General features: G+C 36.0%; 24 protein-coding genes. 18 read left to right on the forward strand and 6 right to left on the reverse strand.

Annotated elements, in window-relative coordinates:
* Window positions 1-114: 114 nt before the first annotated feature.
* Window positions 115-2,175, reverse strand: coding sequence for an extracellular solute-binding protein (locus AAA923_RS01935; RefSeq protein ID WP_338214285.1), 2,061 nt, complete (start codon window positions 2,173-2,175; stop codon window positions 115-117).
* A gap of 170 nt (window positions 2,176-2,345) precedes the next feature.
* Here AAA923_RS01935 and AAA923_RS01940 point away from each other — a divergent pair, with 170 nt between their 5' ends.
* The 5 genes from AAA923_RS01940 (at window position 2,346) to AAA923_RS01960 (ending at window position 7,805) form a co-directional block, all read left to right on the forward strand.
* A complete protein-coding gene (locus tag AAA923_RS01940) occupies window positions 2,346-3,419 on the forward strand; it encodes an extracellular solute-binding protein (RefSeq protein ID WP_338214286.1) in 1,074 nt (357 codons plus the stop codon).
* A 13-nt stretch (window positions 3,420-3,432) separates the two neighbouring features.
* Complete coding sequence (locus tag AAA923_RS01945; RefSeq protein WP_338214287.1) at window positions 3,433-4,452, forward strand: ABC transporter ATP-binding protein; 1,020 nt, start codon at window positions 3,433-3,435, stop codon at window positions 4,450-4,452.
* Window positions 4,449-6,182: an ABC transporter permease gene (locus tag AAA923_RS01950; RefSeq protein WP_338214289.1), complete on the forward strand. Its 1,734-nt coding sequence runs from the start codon at window positions 4,449-4,451 to the stop codon at window positions 6,180-6,182. The genes AAA923_RS01945 and AAA923_RS01950 overlap by 4 nt, the downstream gene beginning before the upstream one ends.
* Complete coding sequence (locus AAA923_RS01955) at window positions 6,172-7,002, forward strand: glycerophosphodiester phosphodiesterase family protein (protein WP_338214290.1); 831 nt, start codon at window positions 6,172-6,174, stop codon at window positions 7,000-7,002. The genes AAA923_RS01950 and AAA923_RS01955 overlap by 11 nt, the downstream gene beginning before the upstream one ends.
* 173 nt (window positions 7,003-7,175) lie before the next feature.
* Complete coding sequence (locus tag AAA923_RS01960; protein WP_338214291.1) at window positions 7,176-7,805, forward strand: RpiB/LacA/LacB family sugar-phosphate isomerase; 630 nt, start codon at window positions 7,176-7,178, stop codon at window positions 7,803-7,805.
* Between the two features lie 20 nt (window positions 7,806-7,825).
* Here AAA923_RS01960 and AAA923_RS01965 read toward each other — a convergent pair whose 3' ends face one another.
* Complete coding sequence (locus AAA923_RS01965; protein ID WP_338214292.1) at window positions 7,826-9,046, reverse strand: M20/M25/M40 family metallo-hydrolase; 1,221 nt, start codon at window positions 9,044-9,046, stop codon at window positions 7,826-7,828.
* 98 nt (window positions 9,047-9,144) lie between these two features.
* Here AAA923_RS01965 and AAA923_RS01970 point away from each other — a divergent pair, with 98 nt between their 5' ends.
* Window positions 9,145-9,318, forward strand: a complete 174-nt coding sequence (locus AAA923_RS01970; RefSeq protein WP_338214293.1) for a hypothetical protein — start codon at window positions 9,145-9,147, stop codon at window positions 9,316-9,318.
* A 398-nt stretch (window positions 9,319-9,716) separates the two neighbouring features.
* Here AAA923_RS01970 and AAA923_RS01975 read toward each other — a convergent pair whose 3' ends face one another.
* Entirely contained in the window at window positions 9,717-9,896 is a 180-nt protein-coding gene (locus AAA923_RS01975) for a hypothetical protein (protein ID WP_338214294.1), read from the reverse strand.
* A gap of 159 nt (window positions 9,897-10,055) precedes the next feature.
* Here AAA923_RS01975 and AAA923_RS01980 point away from each other — a divergent pair, with 159 nt between their 5' ends.
* A complete protein-coding gene (locus AAA923_RS01980) occupies window positions 10,056-10,193 on the forward strand; it encodes a hypothetical protein (RefSeq protein ID WP_166667201.1) in 138 nt (45 codons plus the stop codon).
* A 41-nt stretch (window positions 10,194-10,234) separates the two neighbouring features.
* On the opposite strand, the gene AAA923_RS01985 is transcribed toward AAA923_RS01980, so the two are convergent.
* Window positions 10,235-10,741: an aminoacyl-tRNA deacylase gene (locus AAA923_RS01985; protein WP_338214295.1), complete on the reverse strand. Its 507-nt coding sequence runs from the start codon at window positions 10,739-10,741 to the stop codon at window positions 10,235-10,237.
* Between the two features lie 175 nt (window positions 10,742-10,916).
* On the opposite strand from AAA923_RS01985, the gene AAA923_RS01990 reads away from it, so the two are divergent.
* The 10 genes from AAA923_RS01990 (at window position 10,917) to AAA923_RS02035 (ending at window position 20,436) form a co-directional block, all read left to right on the forward strand.
* A complete protein-coding gene (locus AAA923_RS01990; protein WP_041501866.1) occupies window positions 10,917-11,099 on the forward strand; it encodes a hypothetical protein in 183 nt (60 codons plus the stop codon).
* A 352-nt stretch (window positions 11,100-11,451) separates the two neighbouring features.
* Window positions 11,452-13,653 carry a glycoside hydrolase family 31 protein gene (locus tag AAA923_RS01995; RefSeq protein WP_338214296.1) on the forward strand — a complete coding sequence of 734 codons (2,202 nt, stop codon included), beginning with the start codon at window positions 11,452-11,454 and terminating at the stop codon, window positions 13,651-13,653.
* Window positions 13,654-13,881: 228 nt separating this feature from the next.
* Window positions 13,882-14,283 carry a hypothetical protein gene (locus tag AAA923_RS02000; protein ID WP_338214297.1) on the forward strand — a complete coding sequence of 134 codons (402 nt, stop codon included), beginning with the start codon at window positions 13,882-13,884 and terminating at the stop codon, window positions 14,281-14,283.
* Between the two features lie 364 nt (window positions 14,284-14,647).
* Window positions 14,648-15,565: a 50S ribosomal protein L11 methyltransferase gene (gene prmA / locus AAA923_RS02005; RefSeq protein ID WP_338214298.1), complete on the forward strand. Its 918-nt coding sequence runs from the start codon at window positions 14,648-14,650 to the stop codon at window positions 15,563-15,565.
* The gene (locus tag AAA923_RS02010; RefSeq protein ID WP_338214299.1) at window positions 15,546-16,295 is read left to right on the forward strand and encodes an RsmE family RNA methyltransferase; all 750 of its coding nucleotides are present in this window, start codon (window positions 15,546-15,548) and stop codon (window positions 16,293-16,295) included. The genes prmA and AAA923_RS02010 overlap by 20 nt, the downstream gene beginning before the upstream one ends.
* A 10-nt stretch (window positions 16,296-16,305) precedes the next feature.
* Complete coding sequence (locus tag AAA923_RS02015) at window positions 16,306-16,644, forward strand: hypothetical protein (RefSeq protein WP_041501079.1); 339 nt, start codon at window positions 16,306-16,308, stop codon at window positions 16,642-16,644.
* An 87-nt stretch (window positions 16,645-16,731) separates the two neighbouring features.
* Window positions 16,732-18,966 (forward strand): RelA/SpoT family protein, encoded by a 2,235-nt coding sequence (locus AAA923_RS02020; protein WP_338214300.1) that lies wholly within the window; start codon window positions 16,732-16,734, stop codon window positions 18,964-18,966.
* Complete coding sequence (gene dtd / locus AAA923_RS02025) at window positions 18,966-19,403, forward strand: D-aminoacyl-tRNA deacylase (RefSeq protein WP_338214301.1); 438 nt, start codon at window positions 18,966-18,968, stop codon at window positions 19,401-19,403. Before AAA923_RS02020 ends, dtd begins: the two co-directional genes overlap by 1 nt.
* Before the next feature lie 2 nt (window positions 19,404-19,405).
* Window positions 19,406-20,029 (forward strand): HAD-IA family hydrolase, encoded by a 624-nt coding sequence (locus AAA923_RS02030; RefSeq protein ID WP_338214302.1) that lies wholly within the window; start codon window positions 19,406-19,408, stop codon window positions 20,027-20,029.
* A gap of 11 nt (window positions 20,030-20,040) precedes the next feature.
* A complete protein-coding gene (locus AAA923_RS02035; protein WP_338214303.1) occupies window positions 20,041-20,436 on the forward strand; it encodes a hypothetical protein in 396 nt (131 codons plus the stop codon).
* A gap of 411 nt (window positions 20,437-20,847) precedes the next feature.
* Here the strand turns inward: AAA923_RS02035 and AAA923_RS02040 are convergent, their stop codons facing one another.
* Together AAA923_RS02040 and AAA923_RS02045 are read right to left on the reverse strand one after the other, a co-directional pair.
* A complete protein-coding gene (locus AAA923_RS02040; RefSeq protein WP_338214304.1) occupies window positions 20,848-21,375 on the reverse strand; it encodes a histidine phosphatase family protein in 528 nt (175 codons plus the stop codon).
* Between the two features lie 444 nt (window positions 21,376-21,819).
* The gene (locus tag AAA923_RS02045) at window positions 21,820-23,121 is read right to left on the reverse strand and encodes an N-acetylmuramoyl-L-alanine amidase family protein (RefSeq protein WP_338214305.1); all 1,302 of its coding nucleotides are present in this window, start codon (window positions 23,119-23,121) and stop codon (window positions 21,820-21,822) included.
* A 295-nt stretch (window positions 23,122-23,416) separates the two neighbouring features.
* On the opposite strand from AAA923_RS02045, the gene AAA923_RS02050 reads away from it, so the two are divergent.
* On the forward strand, window positions 23,417-23,539 hold the full coding sequence (locus AAA923_RS02050) for a hypothetical protein (RefSeq protein ID WP_338214306.1): 123 nt from the start codon (window positions 23,417-23,419) through the stop codon (window positions 23,537-23,539).
* The last annotated feature ends 451 nt before the right edge of the window (window positions 23,540-23,990 follow it).

Genomic DNA, 23,990 nt, shown 5'->3' on the forward strand with positions numbered 1-23,990 from the left:
ACGTAGTCATACTATTTAATAATATTCCAATGCAAGCGGTTACTCAAGGGCTAGAGTAGCCATCAAAAAAAAACTCCTTCAATTACTATTGAAAGAGTCTAGTTAATGAAGCTATTAATTATTATCAATTATTTTTGTAATATTCTTTATCAGCGTATTGTTGATGTTTATCAAAACATCAGTCGCATCAAGTGTATTTTGAATACCATTATAAATTTCTGTGCCAATGATGTTTTCAAATAACAGTGTGTTAATAGGCTGATTCTGACCAACTTTAGTTTTCCTAACACCAGTTGAATAGAGTTCGGTCGAATAGGATAAGAATGGAAATTGCTCATAGATTTCCCGTTCAAAGAACAAGTCAGTTGCGGGCACATCGCCACCCATTAGTGCAATTTCGTGCTGGATTTGATATTGATATAACCATTGTAAGAATAAAGTTGATTCGGTGACTTTTCTTGAGGATTTACCGATACCAATTACGCCACCACCCAGTGCCGGTTTATTGCCAGGGATGGGCGCAATGCCATATTTGGTTTGATCAATATTATTCAAATGGTTGGTAAATCCGATAACTAGTGCGGTTTCCTTGTTGTCAAAGTCAGTCGTTTCTGAATCCCACCATGACTTATTCTCGATTTTACTCTGCAACCTAATTTTTTGATACAAGCTATATGTTTGAATGAATTCTTCAGCTTTAAAGTGGAATAGTCCATCACGGTATTCTACCTTGCCACCAATTGAATAGTAGTATGGTAAAAATTCTGAAGCAATTAATGTACCAGCACTGTCGATCAATGATATTGGATAGTAATTATCTTTTTCTGGGATATTCAAATTACTCAAAAATTCAGAAAAATCAGCTAATTCAGAATAGGTGGTTGGTGGAAGCAATTCTTTGTCATATTTCTCAATAAACTGTTTTTGTAGAATGGAATTACTGAAGATATCCTTTTGGTAAAGCATCATTTGAAAACTAGGATCAAGTGGAATTGAATAAGGTACTTTATCTAAATAAATATATTTATGCCAATTATCTAGTTTGGAAATTATCGGATTCAAATTAGGTAGGTCAGCTAGTGATTGGAATATTTTCTGACCGTACCAATTAAAATCACTAATATCGAGTCTAATTAAATCATAATCAGTTAATTCTCCGGCAGAAAGAATTGTTCGCATTTCACTGAAACTCTTCGTGTGGATGTTAACCTTGATGTGATATTTACTATAAAAGTCATCAACCAATCCAGTTAAAATTTTGGAGAATGGAGTCTCGAGCATCAATAAATCAATTGATGAATTATTTGAATTATTTTGGAACAGCTGATAATTAGTCTGATAAATATTTACTGTTTTAGCAGTTGGAGTTTCTAGCAAACTCAGAAAGTCCAGAGCAATCTTATTTGCAGAGTAATGAAAGACGTATTTGTTCTCGTTTTGCTTGAATGAAACGATATTTTTAGATGTTAACAAAAAAGTCTTGATATTTTTATCAGGCATATTCTCTAGGATTGTCGAAATACGACTGGCTAGTTTATCGTCAAAAACTAAGATAGATAAATTATCATTGGTCTTGAGTTCCTGATAGATAACATTCATTCTATTTTTGATAACTTTGTAATCTTTGAAATACTTGTAAAATCCAAATGCTAAATCATCTTTGACGACGAAAACTTTTTCGTTGTCTATTTTTTTAGTTATTTTTGATAAATCAAATTTTAAACTTTCTGCCGAAGGTGATAAAACAAATAAATCAGTCGAATCATCTAACCAAGATTTAAGATTTTCAACTGAATCAATTGGATTCACAACAAATACGGCCCGACAATTCTGTTGATTGATCTGGCGGTAACATTCGCGTTCTGTTTCTATATTTGAATTTGTTTCATATAGTTGCAAAGTTAAATTACGTAAAATTAATTCGTGATAGAGGTTAGTATATAGCGCACTAGTCAGGTCATTTAACTGTGGCATTACCAATGCAATAATGGTCGACTCCTTTTGGCGAATCGATAAGGCATTGGTATTACGTACATAACTGAGCATTTTCGCAGCTTCTTCAACTTTGCGAATAGTTTCAATTTTGACGTTGCCTTTTTTATTTAGAACATTTGAGACAGTTCCAATACTGACGTTAGCTTTTTTTGCAATATCACTGATGGTTGCATTACTCATATTGGCCTCCCGAAGGCTAGTATAATAGGCTTTTTGAAAAATTTACACAATCTTTACATTAATATGATTGAAGACTGAGAGAATTTCCATATAATGATTATATCATCTAAAATTAAAACGTTTCAATTTTGGGTGAAAAAATATTGAAACATTATAAGGGAGAACAGATTGTGAAGAACATTTTTAAAATATTCTTTGTTTCTGCACTATTTTTAGGTATTTTGGCAGGTTGTGGGGCAAACAAAACTAGCCAAAGTGCAAGTAAGGACTCATCTAAGGGAGAAAAGAACGAGAAAATTGTCGTTTATTCTAACTCAGTCAGTAACGGACGTGGGGACTTCTTGAAAGAAGAAGCCAAAAAGAAAGGTTTTAAATTAGAAGTTGTGGATCTTGGTGGTAATGACTTATTCAATCGTCTTATTGCTGAAAAAGATGCACCAGTTGCCGATGTAACTTTCGGTATGAATCAAATGATGTTCACAACACTTAAGAAAAAAGGCATGCTTTCAGCATACTCTCCTAAGTGGCTTGATAAGGTTGATAAGAAATTGATCGACAAGGATTCAAAATTCTCACCATTATCAGAACAACGTGTATTTATGATTTATAACTCAGATAAGATTAAAAAAGACAAAGCAATTAAAGATTGGAAAGACCTTTATACAACAAGTAGCTTAAAAGGTAAGTATATTGTACCAACTAACCTGGGTGGAGCAACTTCTAATGCCGTTGTTTACACACAATTAATGAATTTCCAAGATAAAAAAGGTAAGTTAGGTATCTCAGATAAGGGATGGAAGAATCTCGATAAATTCTTCAAGAATGGTGCTATTTTATCAGAAGGTCAAACAGAAGTTGCGGCTTTAGCTAATGGTGACGTTGACTATTCATACACATTCCTAAGTAACATTCCAGTTGTTGAACAAAAACTTGGCGTTAAATTGGGTGTTGTAAATCCTCCATATGGCGTACCACAAACAGTTGAACAAGTCGGTATTTTGAAGAAGAAACATGTTAGTGCCAGTGCTAAAAAATTTGTTGACTGGTTGGGAACTGCTGAATTCCAAGGCAAATGGGCTAAGAAGTTCGGTACAGCACCAGTAAATAAAGATGCACAATCATCAATGAATAAACGTGTTAAAGAAGTAATGGATGAAACAAAAGCACAAGATCTTGACTACAGTTTTGTTAATGATCATACAGCCAAGTGGGCCGAAAATATTGAATTGAATATTTTGAAATAGGAGCAATAAATCGATGATTACGTTTAAAAATATCCAAATTAAATATGACGACTTCGTGGCGATACCGGATTTGACTTTTGATGTTAAAGAGGGTGAATTCTTTACATTATTAGGACCATCTGGTTGCGGTAAAACGACTACCTTGCGTGCTTTGGCAGGTTTCTTAAAGACTAGCAATGGTGTGATTACGATTGACGATGAAGATATTACTGACGTTCCCGTTCATGAACGACAAGTGGGGATGGTTTTCCAAAGTTATGCATTGTTCCCTAGTATGTCAGCGTATGAAAATATTGCTTTTGGATTGAAAGTTGAAAAGCAATCCAAGGAATATATTGCCGAGCGTGTTGCTGAATTGGCTGCCATGGTTGATCTGACTAAGGAACAGTTGGCAAAGAATGTTTCTAACATGTCTGGTGGTCAACAACAACGTGTGGCAATTGCGCGTGCTTTGGCTAAGAAACCGAAGATTCTTGTTATGGATGAACCGCTGTCTAACTTGGATGCTAAATTGAGAAAATCATTGCGTAAAGATATTCGTGATTTTCAAAAGAAATATGACATTACGATGGTATATGTAACGCATGATCAAGAAGAGGCATTGATGCTGTCTGATCGAATTGCTGTTTTCAATCAGGGAAAATTAGATCAAATTGGTACACCCGATGAGATTTACAATCACTCGGCAACAGAATTTGTCTGTAAGTTTATTGGGGATGCCAATTATTTCTCAGAGGCTGATTTGGAAAATATCGGATTGAATGCCAAGCGTTTTGAAAATTCACAGAAATTTTATATTCGTCCGGAAAAAGTTTTTCTATCTAAAGAAAAGCGCAGTTTGATCAATGGTGAGATTGTCTCTAAAGAATTCTATGGGATGTATGCCTACTATAAAATTGACGTTAATGGCGTGGAATTCTTGTCTTTCCAAAGTGAAAGTAATACCGAGATGTTTGAAATCGGCGATGAAGTGTCAGTGTTTGTTAATTTGGATGATATTTTAAACTATTCAGACGAGGTTCAATCGGTATGATTAGACTAAAAAAATTCAACGTGGGAATCTGGCTTTTCTTAGCTATATTTTTATGGTTCATTTTGGCGTTTGTCATCGTTCCCAACTTCTCGATTCTTAAATCAGTATTTTTCTCAGCTGATGGGGTTTCAACAGAACGATTGCAGGCAATTATCAGTTCTCAACGTGCTGTCAGAGGTATCAAGAATTCCTTTTTATTAGCAGTGACTTTACCAATAACAACGACAATTATTGGTATTTTGGAAGTATTGTTCTTGGAGTATTTTGAAATTAGAGGTCGTAAGTTAATTAAAGTGGCATATATGATTCCGCTAGTATTTGGTGGGGTTATGTTGGCTAATGGATACATGTTTACTTATGGTTCCAGAGGGTTCATTACCACTACTTTGTTGACGGTATTTCCACACATGAATCCAACTTGGTTTCGTGGTTATGGAGCTGTGCTATTCTTGATGTCGTTTGCCTGTACGTCAACTTATATGATCTTTTTTAGAAACGCATTCACCAATATTGATTATCAAACAATCGAAGCGGCCAGAGGATTGGGTGAAACTGATTTTAAGATTCTGTTGAAAGTGGTCTTCCCTACATTAAAGCCGATCTTCTTAACTTGTACCATTTTGCTATTCCAAACTGGTCTAATGGCCATGGCAGCACCTTTGATGATTGGTGGCCGAAGCTTTGAAACTATTAGTCCGTTGATATTGACCTTTACCCAACGTCCATCATCGAGAACCCTGGCAGCCGTTTTGTCATTCTTCCTAGGATTAATGCAATTGGTATTGTTGTACGTTATTCAGCGAAACGAACGAAAAGGTAACTTTCTGTCCATTTCAAAAGTTAAAACAACAATTAAACGAGTTCGTATTCACAGCAAGCCTTTCAATTTATTGGCTCATTTAACAGCCTATGCGTTTGCATTCATCAATGTAGCGCCGCTGTTAGTTGTGTTGTTGTTCTCATTCACTGATTATCAAACTATTTCCTCAAGACATTTGACCTTGAAGAGTTTTAGTTTGGAAAATTACAAATTGATTTTGACGAGCGATACGGCTTATCGACCATTCGTGACCAGTGTATTTTATGCAACAGCAGCCTCAATTATCGTTGTCTTGATGATGATGATTGTTGCTAGGTTTATCTTCAAAAATCGCAATCGATTCTCAACCATTTTAGAAATGTTGATCCATATACCTTGGGTATTTCCGGGGTTGATGTTTGCGCTAGGGATGGTCATGACATACTCACATCCACATGGAATCGTTTTTAATAATGTTCTGACAGGTTCATTGGTAATCATGTTGATTGCTTACGTGGTTGTGCTGATGCCCAAGACATTCAGATTTTTGAAAGCCTCTTATTATGGTGTGGATCAATCACTAGAAGATGCTGCTAAAATTCTAGGAGCTAAGCCGTTATATTCATATATTAAAATTGTTTTACCAATTATTTTGCCGACAGTATTGGCAATGTTGGCGATTAATTTTAACGGTAAATTGAGTGACTATGACTTGTCCGTTTTCCTATATAATCCGATTGCTAAACCAGTTGGTGTTGTTATCAGAAGTAATTCCAGTTCCGAATCAGGAATCGAAGGAATCGCTTTGAACTTTGTTTATTCAGTTCTGCTGATGACAATTAATTCATTGGTCTTCTTCTTTGTTTATGCGGATGGTAAAAATGTGATAAAGAATCTATTCAATAGTAGAAAGATAAAAAATGAGAGTTAATAAGAATAAATTTATAGAAAAACTACATAGCAATAAATTTTTAATATTAGTTCATCGTGGATCTCATGGTGGAAATATTGTTGAAAATACCAGTGATGCAGTAAAAGTATCATTACTCCAACATGCTGATATTGTTGAAACGGATATTTCAATGTCAACTGATGGTGACTTCTTCATTTTTCACGATGGTGGGGAAGCACGGTTATTGAATGAATCACGTAATATCAGAACATTTTCGACGACTGAGATTCAAGCAAAACATTTTCGAAATGCTTTAGGTGAAAAAATAACTAAGCAGGTTGAAACGTTCGATTATTTTTATAATCATATTGATCATGAAATATTTTTGAACATTGATCGGTCTTGGGATTACTGGGATACATTTTTACCAGAGTTAGATAAGTATTCTGAAATGCATGAGTACTTTGTTTTGAAGTCACCAGTCAAACGTGAATATTTGAAGAAATTGAATAATCATCAGATTCAATACCTATATTTCCCAATCATTTCGAATTTGGATGAATTGAAGATTTTGGCTGAGTATCCTAATTTGAATATTGTCGGATTTGAAATTCTTGAAAAGGGTAATGATTTTGATTTTATTAAGTCAGCGAAGTTTGACGAATATCGCAATGGCGATTATATGTTTTTGTGTAATAGTATTAAATTGAATGATAAGACCAATTTGTTCGGCGGGTTAGATGATAATCTAGCTCTATTGGAGGGGACTGATCAGAGCTGGGATAAAATCTTGAAGCTTGGAATCAATGCCATTCAGACTGATTGGCCAGATATTTTAAATGAATATCGAAATAACTAAAAAAACGGATTACCTAATTTTTTGAGGTAATCCGTTTTTTTGTAGTTGTCAATTATTGACAATAAAATTGTACATTTGTGGTCACAACTAATAATAAAATAATTTATAATATGCTTGAATAAGTAATTATTATTGTTATTAAATACATTTTTGAGAGAAAGGATGTCTTAATTTTGAAAATTGCAGTAATTCAAGAAACTACACGGATGAGTAGGAATGAGGTACTTTTTGAGGCCACTCAAGCTGCTGTTAGTGATTCAGATGAGGTAATTAACTTCGGCGTTTTTGAGGGTGATCCGATTTTGTCGTATGTTCAAGTCTCGGTTTTGGTAGGATTATTGTTAAATAGTAAAGCAGTGGACTATGTTGTAACTGGTTGTAGTTCCGGAAATGGAATGGATATTGCCTGCAACAGCTTGCCAAACGTGACTTGTGGATATTTGCCTACGCCAAGCGATGCTTATCTTTTTGGACGGATTAATCACGGAAATTGTGCTTCAGTTCCATTGGGTTTGAACTTTGGCTGGTCCGGCGAATTGAATTTGAAGTTCACTTTGGAAAAGTTATTCGATGGACCAATGAACGTTGGCTATCCAGAAGATTCTTCTAAACGTAAAGAATATGATGCGACAATGCAACAAAATATAAAACAACTAGCTCAAACAAATATGGTTAATATTTTAGATGGGTTAGATGACAAGTTTTTAAATTCAATTTATCGTAAAGAAGATGTTTTGGAATATATTTTTGAGAATGGAACTGAAAACAAATTAGTCGAGTATTTAAAAAAAGCTAGCCGTTAAGGTTAGCTTTTTACAATTTATTAAGCAAAATACTTATTAGCAAGTGTCTTGTAAATATCGATATATTTCAAATAATCATCTTCAAAGACAAATTCATTAATTTGGTGAGCTGATTCATTTCCGGGACCAGCAACAACAACGTCCAAATCTTGATTTGCTTTGATAAATTGAGAAGCATCTGTTCCACCGGGCGCACCGACAGTCAAAATGTTAATACCTAAAACGTCCTTGTAACTTTCACGAACAAGCTTGATGAAGTCGGAATCAATATCGGTCTTAACGGGCCAGTTGCTACTTGATAGTTGGAATTCCAAATTCATTCTTGGGTCAGCTTGGTTCATCTGGTCGATAATTTCCTTCAATTCACCAATAATTTTGTCATTGTTATATTCAGGGATAGTTCTGATTTTAACAGTCATTTCAGCGTAATCAGGGATGGTATTTTCTTGTTTACCAGCATTCATAATTGTGACTGATGGCTTAGTTGTACCGAGAACATCATCTTCAGCTTTAACAATATCCTTGAAGTAATCAGCTTGCTTGTTGTAGTAAGCCACTAAGTTGTCTAGGGCGTTGATCCCAACCTCAGGCATTGAACTGTGGGCAGCACGTCCGTGAGAAATAACTTTGTAAGTTACTGAACCTTTGTGAGCACAGAAGGCAGCCATACGTGATTCTGGTTTTTGACCATTAGTTTCAATGAGTCCAGCACCTACTAATTTTTCCAAAACTAAACGTGAAGATGAGTTACTTGGTTCGCCAACGACTAAAGCACTAACATCATCGACATAACCTTCTTCAGAAAGCTTTGCGGCACCAAGTTCACCAACTTCTTCACCAACAGTTGCAATAAATTTAATGTTGCCTTTGAAATTAGGATCTTCGTTTAATTCAATCAAGGCGATAGCCATTCCAGCTAATCCACCTTTCATGTCAGATGTGCCACGACCAAAGATTTTGCCATCAATATGTTTAGGATTGAAGGGACCATAATTCCATTTGTCATTGTCAACTGTACCAACAACATCTTCATGACCTGTGAAACCTAAGAATTTACCATCACCTTTTTTGATAGTAGCAATAAGGTTAGTCCGATTATCGGCGTATTCGTTAACTTCAGTTTCAATGCCATTCTTTTCAAATAAATCTTTTAGGTAGTGGGCCACGATTTCCTCATTACCGTTGACCGTTTCCAACTTGATTAAATCATCCAAAACACCTAGTCTTTGTGCTTTATCCATTTTTAGTCCTCCAAGATAATGTATAATATTAATAATAATCGTATCACATTCTATTTTAGTATTCTTTATTCAAAATTAATAATAAAAGGACGTGCAAAATGAATTTATTAATGAAATTAGACCGTTGGTTGGGGATTTTATTATTAGTTGTTGCTGTATTGGGTTTTATTTTCAAGTGGTTCAGCAATTCTAATTTAATATCAGCTGCAGTTGCTGGAGCAGTTTTATTGTTGATTTCGGCTACTGCTGATATTGATCGACCTAATAGATAATGCCGCCTTCGGGTGCGAGGGATTGAGTCTGCTGTGGGACCGGTTCGAGCCGAAGTGCGGTCTCGAACCTCGATTTTGAGCTTTGCAAAGACCGCAAATCTCAAAATACGTCCTGTGTTGTAAGACCGGAAAATCGCCGGCCTAACAACACTATCACTGCTAGCTCAATCCCTCGCACCCGAACGCTAGTGTATTTTTAGGATGAATATTATTGTTTTAATGGGAATGATATTTTGTCATATATGATTTAATTAAAATTGAATACATGAAAAGAGCCAGTAATCTTTAACTTAATAAGATTACTGGCTCGTGTTTTTTGATTTTATATTAATTAAATATTCAGCAAAGACAACAAAATACTCTAAAGTTAACTTAGCCGGAGGCGGCCAACCATAAAACTAGTTTACCTTTTTACGACCATCGGGCGTGTATTTGTTGTTTTGATGTCTTCTATAAAGATAATAAATACCACCGATAATAGCTAAAATTACGATTAGTGGCAAAATTATATGGATGAAGAATGAAAATAATAGTAGGGCGATGAAGAATCCCAAAATGTACTTCCAAATGTTGTTCATTTAGTTCTCCTCTTTTTTTATTGTGTCTTAAATTCTATTCAAATCCGTAATAAAGTCAAGTGAAAGACTCTTTCGTTGACTTTAATTGTTGAGGCATGTAATATAACAATCAGTCGCTACCCTCTAAAAGATACGGAACGTAAAGGAGGCGTGAATAATATGAAATACAGAATTTTATTAGATCTTAAAGATCAATTATTCACCGCAGTTGATGTTAACGATAGCAATAACTTTGGTAACGGTACAACCATTGAAAAAGCTATTTCAAATTTAAAAAACAACAATAAAGCTGCATAAAAAATTAAATCGTCAATGACTTTGGTCATTGGCGATTTTTTTTACTCTGGATTATCGACAGCAAAGTCACCGAATGTTGCATCGACAGCTTTAGCTAAAGCATGTGGCTCGATTAGAACGGACTGTCCAACTTTACCAGCAGAAACGATAATTTTTTCAGAACGTGCTGCTTCATTATCAAAGAAAATCGGATAATTGTGCAGTGAATGGATTCCGACGGGACTATTTGCGCCATGTTCAAAGCCACTGGTTTTGATAAGATCCTTCAAAGGAACCATTCCAACTTTTTTATTACCGGATAATTTAGCTAACATTTTGTAACTCAAGTGTTTATCAAGTGGCAACATACCAACGAGTGGGCCGGTTTTATTACCAGTTAAAACTAGTGTCTTGTAAATCTTATAGCCATCTTGGGTACTGCTGTCGGTGACAAGCTCTTGAGTATCACCATCGGCTTTTGTTGGGAAAGTCATTGGAACGTAATCAACTTTTTCTTTATCAAGAATTTTTTCTACTAATGTTTTTTGTATTTTCTTTTTTTTACTCATTTTTTCTATTCAACCCCTAAAACTTAATGCTTACTTAGTATATAATAACAAAGCTAATAATTTTTAAAAGTGAAGTGACCTTAACAGCTAGAAAATTAATTTTAATTTTCAGGTTCATTTTCATTTTTACTGTTATATAATTGTTAGCGTTACAACAGGATAAGGAGCGATTAGAATGAGTTTTTTCAAAAAACATCAAGAAGATCCTGCCAAGAATGATTTTAGTAAAATTTCTCAAGAAATTAAGAATAGTCCTAAAAAATTATCCGAGGCTCAAAAGTTATTTAAGGATAATGAATCTTTAAGAAAAAAAGTTGTTGATGGCCCAAATCGGGTATCTCAAAATGACGATAAGTAATAAACTAAAGTGGCATTCATGTTAAGCATGGGTGCCGCTTTTTGTATACGTGTAACTGCGGTTGTCAGTAATATAGTCCGCTATGGTGACCGGTCCGAGCCAAAGTACGGTCTCGAACCTCGATTTGAAGCCTTAACACAGTTCGTTAAGTCTCCAAACTCGTCCCGTGGTGTAATGATTAAAGCCATAACGCCACCTCCACAGCAGGACTATATTACTGACAACCTCCGTATGATTTTATATTTATGGATGATATTGTAATTTAATAATAGATATTAAAGGAAAACTTCGTATTTTTAGATGACTAAGTAAATTGAATTTAAACACCTTTTAGTAAATGGAGGACTGTCGTATGAACAGGATAATTGTAGGAAATACCTACCGTTTTACAGTTATTACTGATTATTTATTGAGAATTGAAGAGGATAGTACTGGTAAATTTGAAGACCGACCGACGCAAACTGTTCTTAACCGGGATTTTGATGAGCCAGAAGTTGAGGTTTCACGTGGTTCCAACGGTCATGAAATTGAGATTGAGACGAAAGGTTTTCATCTATATTATGACGGTGGAAAATTTTCGGCTGAGTCACTTTATATTGATATCAAAAAGGCCTATTCCGTTTATCAAAATCGTTGGTATTTTGGTGAGGATAACGATGATCACCAACAGAATCTTCTAGGAACTGTGCGGACGCTTGACCACGCTGACGGAGCAATTCCTCTAGATAAGGGGATTATGTCTCGTGATGGGTACAGTTATTTGGATGATTCCAACTCGTTTATTTATCTGCAAGAGTCAGATTCTTTTAAAGCTCGAGATAATTCAGTGACTGATGGCTATTTATTCTGTTATGGTCGAAATTATCAGCAGACTTTGACAGATTTCTATAATTTGACGGGTCCAACGCCATTGTTGCCAAGATTTGCTTTGGGTAATTGGTGGAGTCGATATTATCGCTACACTCAAGCCGGTTATCAAGCTTTAATGAGAAAATTTGATCAGAAAAAAGTACCAATTAATGTTTCAGTATTGGATATGGATTGGCACAAGGTTGATGTTCCACAAAAGTATGGTTCTGGTTGGACGGGTTATTCATGGAATAAAGAATTGTTCCCAGACCATCAAAAACTATTAAATTGGCTACATGACGATGGCAAAAAAGTCACCGTAAATGTTCATCCAGCGGCCGGTATAAGAGCATTCGAGGATAGTTATCCGGCAGTTGCGAAGGATTTGGACTTGGATGTTGAGAAAGCTGAACCAGCATCGTTTGACTTGGCCAATGAAAAGTTCCGTAAAGCATATTTTAGTGATGTTCATCATAAATTAGAGGATGAGGGAATTGATTTCTGGTGGTTAGATTGGCAACAAGGAACTGCTAAGTCTGCTCGGAAAATGGATCCGTTGTGGTTGTTGAATTATTATCATTTTACTGACAATAATCAACGAACTAACGGTAACGGCTTAATTCTCAGTCGCTATGCAGGTCCAGGGTCGCATCGTTATCCTTTGGGATTCTCGGGAGATTCAGTCATATCATGGAAGTCATTAAACTTTCAACCATATTTCACAGCTACGGTAGCTAATATCGGCTATACGTGGTGGAGTCATGATATTGGCGGTCACATGCACGGGAGTTTTGATGCTGAATTGGCGACTCGGTGGCTCCAATTTGGTGTCTTCAGTCCAATTAATCGATTGCATTCGTCGAATAATTCGTTTAGTGGTAAAGAACCATGGAATTACCGTGCTGACTTTGAGGAGACTCAAGAGGAGTTTTTGCGTCTACGAACAAAATTGGTTCCATATATAGATACGGCTAACTTTAGAACACATACCAAGGGAGTTCCTTTGGTCAAGCCGCTTTATTATGATTATCCGGATAAAACCGAAGCTTATACAATGAAGAATGAATACTTTTTTGGTTCAGAAATGTTGGTTTCCCCAATCACTAGACCACATGATGAACAAACTCAGTCAGCTTACAGTGAAACTTGGCTACCAGAAGGTGAATGGATCGATTATTTCAGTCATCTGCGTTATCGTGGAAATTCGGTTATTAAAACTTATCGAGATAGCAACATGATTCCGGTATTCATTCGCGAGGGAAGTTTAATCGTAACAAATCCAGATTACATGGATGATTTGGATAATTTACCAAATAACATTCAAATTGAAGTGTTTGCAGGACGTGACGGTAATTTTGAAATGGTGGAGCATTTAGGTGATAAGGTTGCTAAAACGTTATTTACTTGGAATGAATTGGAAAAGTCATTAAAGTGGAAAGTAACTGATCCCGACGATATTATTCCAAAACACCGAAATATTTCAGTAAAAACTTATCATAATAACAGACGGGCAGCGGAGAAGGAATTTAATAATAGATTGCAAAAAGCATATATTAGTTTTGATTTAAAGCAAAAACTGTCAGATGCATTTAATGACGATGAATATAGTTATGCTGCATTTATGAATCTCCTAAACACGCTGGACAATAATGATTTACGGAGTAGCTTAAGTGAAATTGCGTATGTAAGACGCTCTTACAAATAATTTATTTTCAAAAAGTAAGATAATTTATCTAAATTTTATAGATAATTATCTTATTTTTTTGTTTTTAAATAATTGTTGTTTGAATAGAAATCGATGTAAGTAGTGATATGACACCGTTAGCGAAGAAAATTATATTTGTAAGAAATATGAATATGAATATAAACTTATGCTTTCCATAATTATATTCATATGATATTATGTAAAAAAGGAAAAAAAGAGGTGTAGTACATGACAGCAATGACAAGTAGATATCGTATTTTAGAAACAAATGTCCTGTTAGAAAGATTTGTTACTTACAACGAGGTCTTCATGGAACATTTTAAGACGATGAAAATTATCGAAAGGGGCGAAGCGTTGAGATATGAAACATATTCACGCTTAGCTGATAATTATCTTTCAAATATTGATCGGTTTATGAAGCTGTGCAATTCCTACATTGAGAAATACAGTCTACAGAACAGCCCAATGGCCGAAAAATTGAACAATTATTTTATCAATTTGATTGATGCGCTCAACTGCCTAGATACCGAGAATAATGCTTTGAATCAAGCAAGTATGGAACAAGCGCGGTCAAAAATTAAAGCTAGTCAAGCAGAATTCGTTAATTCAATTAATATTTTCATTAAATAAAGGCGGTAACGTCTTTTTTTTGTGGGCTATTTCTAGTAATCTTATTATTAAGTGGGGGTCGCCTCCGGTTGTCAGTAATACAGTCTGCTGTGAGGACCGGTTCGAGCCAAGGGTCGGTCTCGAACCTCGCTTTTGAGCCGAAAATCGCGTCTCAAAAGTCGTCCGTGGTGTAAGAGCTAAAGCTCTAACGCCACCTTCACTGCCGACTGTATTACTGACAACCTCCGGCTAATGGATTGTGTTATGCATTATTTTTCTATTCAATATATACTGATGATTTTAAATTAGTATTAAACAATATATGCAAAATTTAAATTATTCTCATACCTGGAGACGACTCCCAGTTCAAAATGGAGGAACTTTTATGCTTTGGAAAAAAATATCGGTTGCGATTCCGAATGATTTTGATCCCGAGATTATTTCAGATGTCTTTATGCGCGTAGGTGCTAACGGAACTGAAATGGTTGACGATGAAAATGATAGTGTTAAAACAAAGATTAATTCATACTTTGATGAAAATAGTTATAATGAAGCAATTCTAAATGATTTAAAGGTTCAAATTAAAAAGTTACCAGAATTTGGCTTTGATATTACTGGTGTTGAGGTTTCTGTAAGTGAATTAGACGACAGTAGCTGGGAAAATGAATGGAAACAATATTATCATCCAGTGAAAATCAGTCGTTATCTGACGGTTGTGCCTAACTGGGTTGATTACCAACCTAAATACGAAGATGAACATATCATTGTTATGGATCCGGGTAAGTCTTTTGGAACAGGAACGCACCCAACGACTTATTCGTGTATGCAAGCACTAGAATTGATTTTGGGGGATGCTGACTCACTTTATGACGTTGGTACTGGTTCAGGTATCTTGTCTATTCAAGCTCGTCTGTTGGGCGTAAAGGACATTAAGGCTTATGACCTTGATCCCGAAGCTGTCCGCGCTGCTAAAGAAAATATTCAATTGAATCCTGGTTGTGAAGATATTGAAGTGTTCGAGAATTCTTTGCTTGATGGTGTTGATGGAAAAGTTGACGTGATTGTTGCCAATATGTTGGCTGATGTAATTCAACAATTTATTCCTGATATTGACGGACACCTAAATGCTAACGGATTTGTTGTTTTATCAGGTATTATTAATGAAAAAGAAGCATTGATCACTGAACAGATGGCAGAACAAGGCTTTATGGTCTTGGAAGCTTTCCATTTGAAGGGTTGGTCAACGTTAATCTGTAGAAGAAAAGAAGAGTACGAGGCGGAAGATGGAGCAATACTTCGTTAAAAATGTTATCAGCGGGAATGATTATGCCATTGATAATCCAGAAACTTTTAAGCATGTAGCAAAAGTTATGCGTCATAAGAATGGCGATGTTGTTTACCTAGTTGATACAAATGAAAAATTATATGCGGCGACGATTACTAAAATCGATATTGATAATTCACAAATTATGACGTCTGTTGAGTTAGTTGACAGTCCTAGCACCGAGATGCCAGCAGCAGTTACAGTGGCTTGCTCGTTGTCAAAAAAGGACAAGATTGAATGGATTACTCAAAAATCGACTGAATTAGGAGCAACAACGATTATTTTCTTTGATTCCAAGTATTCCATTATGAAATGGAAGAAAAATGTTGTCGAAAAGAAATTAGCTCGTTTGCAAGAAATTGCTAAAAATGCGGCGCAACAGTCAAAGCGACGTATTATTCCTGAAGTCATTTATGTCGATAACTTGCAAGATTTGTTGAAATATAAGGCTGAAGCTAACTTGGTTGCTTATGAAGAGTCGGCTAAACAGGGTGAAATCAGCCGTTTGGCACAGACGTTAGATGAGACTCCTAAGTCAGTTCTCTGTGCGTTTGGACCTGAAGGTGGCTTTGCCCCAGATGAAATTGATTTTCTAAATCAAGCTGATTTCTTGTCAGTTGGTTTAGGACCTCGTATTATGCGAGCAGAAACAGCACCCATGTACTTCCTATCAGTGCTATCATATAAATACGAACTAACTGTAAAATGAGGAACAAATCGTGAAAAATATTTGGAATAAAGTTGAAAAATCAAAAACAACTTACATTGCACTAATCTCAATCATATTGGTATTTATCATGCCAATCTTGTTTAATCTGTTCCATCTGGGCAGAACAAACCGTATCATCTGGCTATTCTTTATTATCAATATCTTGTTTGCCAGTTTTATTGGTTGGTTCTCGAAGAAATATGATTTATCTTTCTATAATTTAGTTATTTTTCCAGTAATATTTGTTATCAGTGTTTTCGTCAAATACGGACGTTATGGTTACTTTTTAGCTGGAATTTACCTAGTATTAAGTATTTTGATTTATTTCTTATTTGATAAAGAAAAATAATTGCTTATTAGCAATAAAGTAATCATAATAATATGTAAACTAAAAGCACTCAATGAGTGCTTTTTATTGTAACGGGGTGAATATTTCATGAAAAAAATTAAAGATTATACACCAGAAGAAGTTTTAGATATTTGTCGTGGATACATGAATGAGGAACACGTCGAATTTGTCAATAAGTCCTATCAGTTTGCGGCTTACGTGCACAAGGAACAAAAACGTGCGACTGGTGAACCTTACATTATTCACCCAACTCAAGTGGCACAAATTTTAGCATCATTACACATGGATCCATATACTGTTGCAGCTGGCTACTTACATGATGTCGTTGAAGACACTAATGTAACTTTGGGGGATGTCCAAGAGTTATTTGGCGACCAAGTTGCGACTATCGTTGATGGCGTTACCAAAATTAGTAAGTATAAATATCACTCACATCAAGAACTTTTAGCTGAAAATCACCGCAAGATGCTTTTAGCAACTGCTAAAGATTTGCGTGTCATCATGGTCAAGTTGGCTGATCGTTTGCACAATATGAGAACTTTGAAGGCATTACGTCCTGATAAACAACGTCGAATTGCCAATGAAACTTTGGAAATTTACGCTCCACTAGCCGATCGTTTAGGTATCAGTAAGATCAAATGGGAACTAGAGGACTTGTCGTTACATTACATCAATCCGCAACAGTATTACCGTATTGTTCATTTGATGAATAGTAAACGTGATCAGCGTGAGGCTTATATTGCTGAAGCAATTGACTATATCAAGACAAGTGTTGATGCTTTGGGTATTAAATATGATATTTATGGTCGTCCTAAGCATATTTATTCAATTTATAAAAAGATGCGTGATAAGCACAAGCAATTTTCTGAACTATACGATTTGTTAGCTATCCGAATTGTCGTTAATTCAGTTAAGGATTGTTATGCTGTTCTAGGTTCAATTCACTCTAAGTGGAAGCCAATTCCGGGCCGTTTCAAGGATTATATTGCCGTTCCTAAAGCCAATGGTTACCAATCATTACATACGACAATCATCGGACCTGGTGGTCAACCACTAGAAGTTCAAATTAGAACTTTTGAAATGCATCAAGTCGCTGAATATGGTGTTGCCGCTCACTGGGCTTATAAAGAAGGTAATTTCGAAGGCGTTCACTTGGATGACAATGAACAAAAGATTGATGTCTTCCGTGAAATTTTGGAATTGCAAGAAAACTCTGACAATGCTTCCGACTTTATGAAGTCAGTTAAGGGTGAAATTTTTAATGACCGTGTTTACGTCTTTACACCTGAAGGTGAGGTTATCGAGCTTCCAAAGGGTGCGGTTACACTTGATTTCGCCTATCAAGTCCATACTGAAGTCGGAAATCACTCTGTTGGTGCAAAAATCAATGGCAGAATGGTGCCTTTGAATTATCAACTCAAGAATGGCGATATCGTTGAAATGCTGACGAACTCAAACACATCACCAAGTCGTGATTGGGTCAATGTCGTTTATACGTCTCGTGCTAGAAACAAAATCAAACGTTACTTCAGAACGAAGGATCGTGAAGAAAATATTGTTCTTGGCCGTGAGTCGATTGAAAATGAATTGAAGAATCGTTCTTTATCGGGTAAGAAATATCTTGATAAGAAACATTTGGAAATTGCGATGAAGATTTTCAACTATACTGAACCTGATGAATTGTTCAATGCCGTTGGTTATGGTGAGCTTTCGCCAATTAACGTGGTTCACAAGCTAGTTAGTGAGGACCCTGACCGTAAGAAAGAGGCCGAGAAAAAAGAGCTTGAGGAGCAGGTTATCACTAATACCGATGATAACAAGACAACTCAACCTCAAGTTGATAGTCCTAAGCTTAAAAAGGAACGTAATAACGCTAATACCAGCATTTCCGTCCAAGGAATCGATAATTTATTGATTCGTTTGGCTAAATGTTGTAGCCCTATTCCCGGGGATGAAATTGTCGGTTACATTACTAAGGGTCGTGGTTTGACAATTCATAGAGCCGATTGTCCTAACGTTCAGAGTGAAGATGCTAAAAAACGCTTCATCGAAGTTAGTTGGGATAATGTTACCCAAGAGAAGCGTTATACAGCAGAATTGGATGTTTATGCCTTTAACCGTAATGGATTGATTAATGAAGTTTTGCAAGTAATTAACTCGAATACAAATACACTAAACAATGTGATTGGTCGTCTTGATAAAGAGAAGATGGCAATTATTCACGTAAGTATTGGTGTTAATAATAAGGAACATTTGGATAGTATTATTTCAAAATTGAAGAATATCCCGAATGTCTATGAAATCAAGAGGACGGTAGCTTAATGAAAGTTGTAATACAACGAGTATCTCAAGCTAAAGTTACTGTTGACGACAAAATCCTTGGTCAAATCGATCAAGGATTTTGTTTGTTAGTAGCTTTTGCGGACGCTGATACCGACGAAACACTCGAATATATGGCACACAAAATTGCAAATATGCGTGTCTTTTCCGATGCTGATGATAAAATGAACTTAGCGATAAATGACGTCAATGGTAAAATCTTATCTATTTCTCAATTCACACTTTATGCAGATACGAAACATGGCAATCGACCTAGCTTTACTGGTGCTGGTAACTTTGCTGATTCAAACAAGCGATATGATCAATTTAATGATTTATTGAGAGGGTACGGTCTAACTGTTGAAACTGGAGAATTTGGTGCCGATATGCAAGTATCACTTACCAATGATGGACCAGTGACTATTTTAATGGAGAGATAAATATGAAAAGCATTGTTTGGGACTTTGATGATACTATTGCCAATAGTTATCCGGGGATTGTCTCAGCTACACAAAAATCTCTACGCGAAAACTTTGACATTAGTTTGTCGAAAGATACGATTTTTAAAGAAGCCAAGAAGACTTCAGTACGAAAATTTGTCACCGAATTATTGAGTGACCAAGAGGACGTAGAACAGGCTGTCAAAGTCTTCTATGCCAGCTATTATCGATATGAGAAAGATTACCATGATAAAATCACGTTGATTCCTCATATTAAGAACATTTTGAAGTATTGCGATGAGAAACATTATATGCAATTTATTGTGACACATCGTGATGACTCAATTTATCCATTGGCTAAATCTTTGGGTATTGAACATTATTTCAAAGAAATTGTCAGTGTTGCCGATGATTTCAAGCGTAAGCCTAATTCTGAAATGTTGGATTACTTGATTGAAAAGTATGATCTCAAAAAAGAAGACCTTTGGGTCGTAGGTGATCGTAAGATTGATATCGACTTTGGTCGTAGCGTTGGGGCGCAGACAATTCTTTTGAATTCAGAAAAAGTTGACTTTGATTTTGATTATCAAGTTAGCGATTTACTGGAAATTGAAAAAATAATTTAATGGATGTAAATATGGATAACAAACTGGAAAGATTAACTTACGACCAAATCGTTGCGATACATTTGGCAATTGAAGATAGTGAAGAAATTACCTTCAGTGAGAAACGACTTCAAAGTAACGTCGAGTTTTTAAATCAATTCGATAATTTGAACGTTTATTTGACACATTTATTCTGTACTATCATTTCTGACGATATTTTTGCTAAATATAATACTCAAACAGCGATTGCCGCAATGGACTTTTTCTTACGTCGAAACGGGTATTGTTTGGATTTGGGCAATGAAATGGATAAAGAAACTATTTTAGGACTTGTTAAAACAATTAAGGAAGCTCGTGAATTGAAAAAGACAGAGCTCAATTATATTCAATCTAGATTGGCTGATTGTGTTCATCCTTATAGTGAATGAAAAAGAAGCAAGTAATTTTTATAAATTACTTGCTTCTTTTTGTTAGCTCTAGTTTTGGCTTTTCTTTTGTTCTTTATATAGTTTTCGATAATGTGACCACTCATTTCGTTCCATCAAAAATGTTTCACCCGTCTGCATATTTCTAACTTTATAGACAGTTGAGAAGAAGTACAGATCCATTAGGGATGCGATTAAGAATAGAATTCCGATGCCACGGACTACCAGAGTAGCTAGTCCAATCAGTAATTCGAAAAATTGGCGTCGATTGTAAGTTCTAAATAGTTTTGGTAACTTTTGTTTTTCATCGTAAAGTTCACGACTAGTTTTTGTAGGTAGTGATTTTTCGAAATTTTTGATAATTGATTCCCCCAGTGAGTAGTAAATATGATAAGTATGATAAATTCAAATTTGTTAATAATCGAGCTTATAAATACCGCAGTATGGAATTTGTGTCTGCATATCCATGTTTTTCATGCGCCGAATAACTTGTCCATGAGTTACACAGCCAATACAATCATAATCCTTTTTATATTTATCCAAGACAGAGCTAACACGATTGACAATTTGGTCAGCAGTTTCGTAATTCATACCCGAATTATGAGTATTGTTTAAATAATCATTATACGCTGCTTTAACTTGGGGATAGCCAGTCAATTTACGTCCCGTCAAATCAGGACGCCATTCGTGCAACATCAATTCAACTTGTGTCGGTAAGTCTGGGTGGACTTTGACAATTTCCATGGCAGTTTGCATGGTTCTAGTATAAGGCGAGACCAACAGTAACTGCATTTGGTCAAAAATGGGGTCCAGTGCAGCTTTTTGAGCCACCTTAATGCCATAGGGAGTCAATCGGGTCAAGTCACGCCCATATCCAACGTAACCAGCTTGATCGACTTGCTTAAAATCTGGCTGAGAGTGGCGAATTAAGTAAACTTTCATAGGCAAAATCTCCGATTAGAATTTAATATGGTTTAGTTTAAGATTGATTTTTAATTAAATTTTTCATGGTGCTAGTTGATAATTTATTACAAATATTTATATTAAGTTTGTTTTAGTATCTAAAATAGAGTGAGTAGAGATTCTGGAGTATTCATATTTTCAATTTATATCGATTAATTAGTCGGAAGAGCTGGGAAATATTTGTGTGCCGTGGTATTGGTATAAGGGCGGGATATTATCCCGTCCTTATACCACCGGGCGTGTTTGGAGACTTGACGAACTGTGTCAAGGCTTCAAACCGAGGTCCGAGACCGCACTTTGGCTCGGGCCGTTCCGCACAGCTTGAGAATATTTCCCAGCTCTGGAGACGGAATATTTAATAATTTGTTTCAACTATAACAAAAAGAACTGCCATTTAACTAATAAATGACAGTTCTTTTCAATTTATTTAAAATATTCTTTTAATCCATTAGTTACATCTGTAGCAACAGCCTCTTTATAAGCACTGGAATTAATATGTTTATAATCGGTCTTTGAATTGATATAACCTAATTCAATCAAGACTGATGGTTGACTGTTGTAGTGTAAGACGTAAAGGTCTTTTTGAGCAGTACCACGGTTACCAATTGGCAAACCTTTGAGCTGGCTATTCAAATCATCAGCTAGGGTGCCATCTTTACTCTTATTGTAATAGTAAGTTGTCACACCAGAACCGGCATTAGCCTGAGCACTGGAATCAAAGTGCAAACTGATAAATGCATCAGCTTGAATCTTACTTGATAGACGAGCTCGATCACCTAATGATTTACTGTCATCACCAGTACGAGTTAAGACTACACGAGCACCAGTTTTTTCTAGGCTACTCTTAATCGCTTTTGCGTAGGCGAGGGTAAAGTTCTTTTCGTAAGTGTTCTTCTTTGATTCTGCACCAGAATCATCACCACCGTGACCAGGATCAATCACGATTGTGGCTTCAGAAATATTGGTTGCGGCGGACTTAACAGCACTCTTGGTACCAGAAATTGTTACAACCCAGCTAGCAACGTAGCCAACTGAGCCGTCAGCGTCACGAACTTTGTACCATTTACCATCCTTACTCAAGTAATCGAATTGTTTACCAACTTTAACAGTTTTAACGACACGACCGTTTTGATCTGGATCGATACGTAATTTGGTATTAGGTTGTGTGACTGTGACTTTCTTGATGTTATTGTCAGACGTATTGGAAGAGTTTGCTGAACCAGAAGTTTCTTGGGTACCTTGAATGAAACTGGATTTAACCCATCCGGCGGTTCCATTATAAAGAATCTGCGTCCAATCTTGTTCTTGGTACATAATAGTAACTTTTTGCGATTGCTCAATTGTTCCTAAAACATTACTGCCGGCATCGGCATTCTTGAAGACTGTTGTATTAGGTACTTTGACGATTCCGACCTTATTGGTTGCCGAACTAACATCTGTGTTGTCGATCAACCAGCTGGCGACCCAGCCAATTTTGTCTCCGGATAATCTGACTTGATACCATTTGTTTTTTTCGTCCAAGATGGCTAACTTGTCACCTTTTTTAACTTGACCCATATTAGCATATGATAATCCTGGGCCGACACGAACATTTACTGAGTCAGATTGCACAACAACGGCATTGGCGCTTGCTAAAGCCACTGTTGACCAACTCGAAAGGGCGAGTAATAACAAAATAGCAACAAGAATCCGGTTTTTAATAAAAAATTTAATAGTCTTTTTCATTTAACTGATTCCTTCGTTGTCAAATTACTGACGTTTGTACACTTTATATATTACTTAATATAGCGGCCAGTTGAAAGAAATGTTTGTAAATTTGTAATAAATTTTACCTTTTTAGAACTATTGTTCGTATAATTTTGCGAATTTGCACAAAATATTGGTAAATCTGGCTTTTGAGCATCTCCAGGACTGGGAATATTTACCTGCTATGCGGACCGGTCCGAGCCAAAGAGCGGTCTCGAACCTCGATTTGAAGCCTCGCAAAACACGCGAGTCTCCAAATTCGCCTGGTGGTGTAATGGCTGAAGCCATTACACCACACCCACAGCAGGTAAATATTCCAAAAAGTGAAGATATAATAGACTACTGTGACAATCCCAATTATCATTTATATATTTCAAATTCTTCATTTGATTATTAATTCAAAAAACAAATTAGTTGGAAGAGCTGAGAGTATTCATCAGCCGCGAAAGTGGCGTTATGGCCTTAGCTATTACACCACCGGGCGTGTTGGAGACTTACCGGTCTGTGGTAAGGCTTCAACCGAGGTTCGAGACCGCACTGTGGCTCGGACCGTACCGCGCAGCAGATGAATACTCTCAGCTCTGGAAACGGCAAACTTCAATAAACTATCAACTTTTAATATTTTTGAAAACGTAAACATAACCAAACTAACTTGACAATTTGGGTCATTTTGGATAATTTATAAGTATATTCGTAATCAAGTAAATCGTTTTACAGAGAATCTGGTGGCTGAGAGCAGATAACGACTGGTTGTGTGACTTTTTATCGTTTGGCAGGCGTTAACTGCAGCAAAAAAACTAGGTGGTACCGTGCATAATGCACCCTTGTCTTATTTAGACAAGGGTGTT

The sequence above is a fragment of the Companilactobacillus muriivasis genome (assembly GCF_036246245.1).
In the GTDB taxonomy this organism is placed as follows: domain Bacteria; phylum Bacillota; class Bacilli; order Lactobacillales; family Lactobacillaceae; genus Companilactobacillus; species Companilactobacillus muriivasis.

Coding starts and splice junctions, on each gene's coding strand:
- AAA923_RS01935 (WP_338214285.1), bottom strand. CDS start 2,175: ATGAGTAATGCAACCATCAGTGATATTGCAAAAAAAGCTAACGTCAGT.
- AAA923_RS01945 (WP_338214287.1), top strand. CDS start 3,433: ATGATTACGTTTAAAAATATCCAAATTAAATATGACGACTTCGTGGCG.
- AAA923_RS01950 (WP_338214289.1), top strand. CDS start 4,449: ATGATTAGACTAAAAAAATTCAACGTGGGAATCTGGCTTTTCTTAGCT.
- AAA923_RS01955 (WP_338214290.1), top strand. CDS start 6,172: ATGAGAGTTAATAAGAATAAATTTATAGAAAAACTACATAGCAATAAA.
- AAA923_RS01965 (WP_338214292.1), bottom strand. CDS start 9,046: ATGGATAAAGCACAAAGACTAGGTGTTTTGGATGATTTAATCAAGTTG.
- AAA923_RS01970 (WP_338214293.1), top strand. CDS start 9,145: ATGAATTTATTAATGAAATTAGACCGTTGGTTGGGGATTTTATTATTA.
- AAA923_RS01975 (WP_338214294.1), bottom strand. CDS start 9,896: ATGAACAACATTTGGAAGTACATTTTGGGATTCTTCATCGCCCTACTA.
- AAA923_RS01980 (WP_166667201.1), top strand. CDS start 10,056: ATGAAATACAGAATTTTATTAGATCTTAAAGATCAATTATTCACCGCA.
- AAA923_RS01985 (WP_338214295.1), bottom strand. CDS start 10,741: ATGAGTAAAAAAAAGAAAATACAAAAAACATTAGTAGAAAAAATTCTT.
- AAA923_RS01990 (WP_041501866.1), top strand. CDS start 10,917: ATGAGTTTTTTCAAAAAACATCAAGAAGATCCTGCCAAGAATGATTTT.
- AAA923_RS01995 (WP_338214296.1), top strand. CDS start 11,452: ATGAACAGGATAATTGTAGGAAATACCTACCGTTTTACAGTTATTACT.
- AAA923_RS02000 (WP_338214297.1), top strand. CDS start 13,882: ATGACAGCAATGACAAGTAGATATCGTATTTTAGAAACAAATGTCCTG.
- prmA (WP_338214298.1), top strand. CDS start 14,648: ATGCTTTGGAAAAAAATATCGGTTGCGATTCCGAATGATTTTGATCCC.
- AAA923_RS02010 (WP_338214299.1), top strand. CDS start 15,546: ATGGAGCAATACTTCGTTAAAAATGTTATCAGCGGGAATGATTATGCC.
- AAA923_RS02020 (WP_338214300.1), top strand. CDS start 16,732: ATGAAAAAAATTAAAGATTATACACCAGAAGAAGTTTTAGATATTTGT.
- dtd (WP_338214301.1), top strand. CDS start 18,966: ATGAAAGTTGTAATACAACGAGTATCTCAAGCTAAAGTTACTGTTGAC.
- AAA923_RS02030 (WP_338214302.1), top strand. CDS start 19,406: ATGAAAAGCATTGTTTGGGACTTTGATGATACTATTGCCAATAGTTAT.
- AAA923_RS02035 (WP_338214303.1), top strand. CDS start 20,041: ATGGATAACAAACTGGAAAGATTAACTTACGACCAAATCGTTGCGATA.
- AAA923_RS02040 (WP_338214304.1), bottom strand. CDS start 21,375: ATGAAAGTTTACTTAATTCGCCACTCTCAGCCAGATTTTAAGCAAGTC.
- AAA923_RS02045 (WP_338214305.1), bottom strand. CDS start 23,121: ATGAAAAAGACTATTAAATTTTTTATTAAAAACCGGATTCTTGTTGCT.
- AAA923_RS02050 (WP_338214306.1), top strand. CDS start 23,417: ATGGCTGAAGCCATTACACCACACCCACAGCAGGTAAATATTCCAAAA.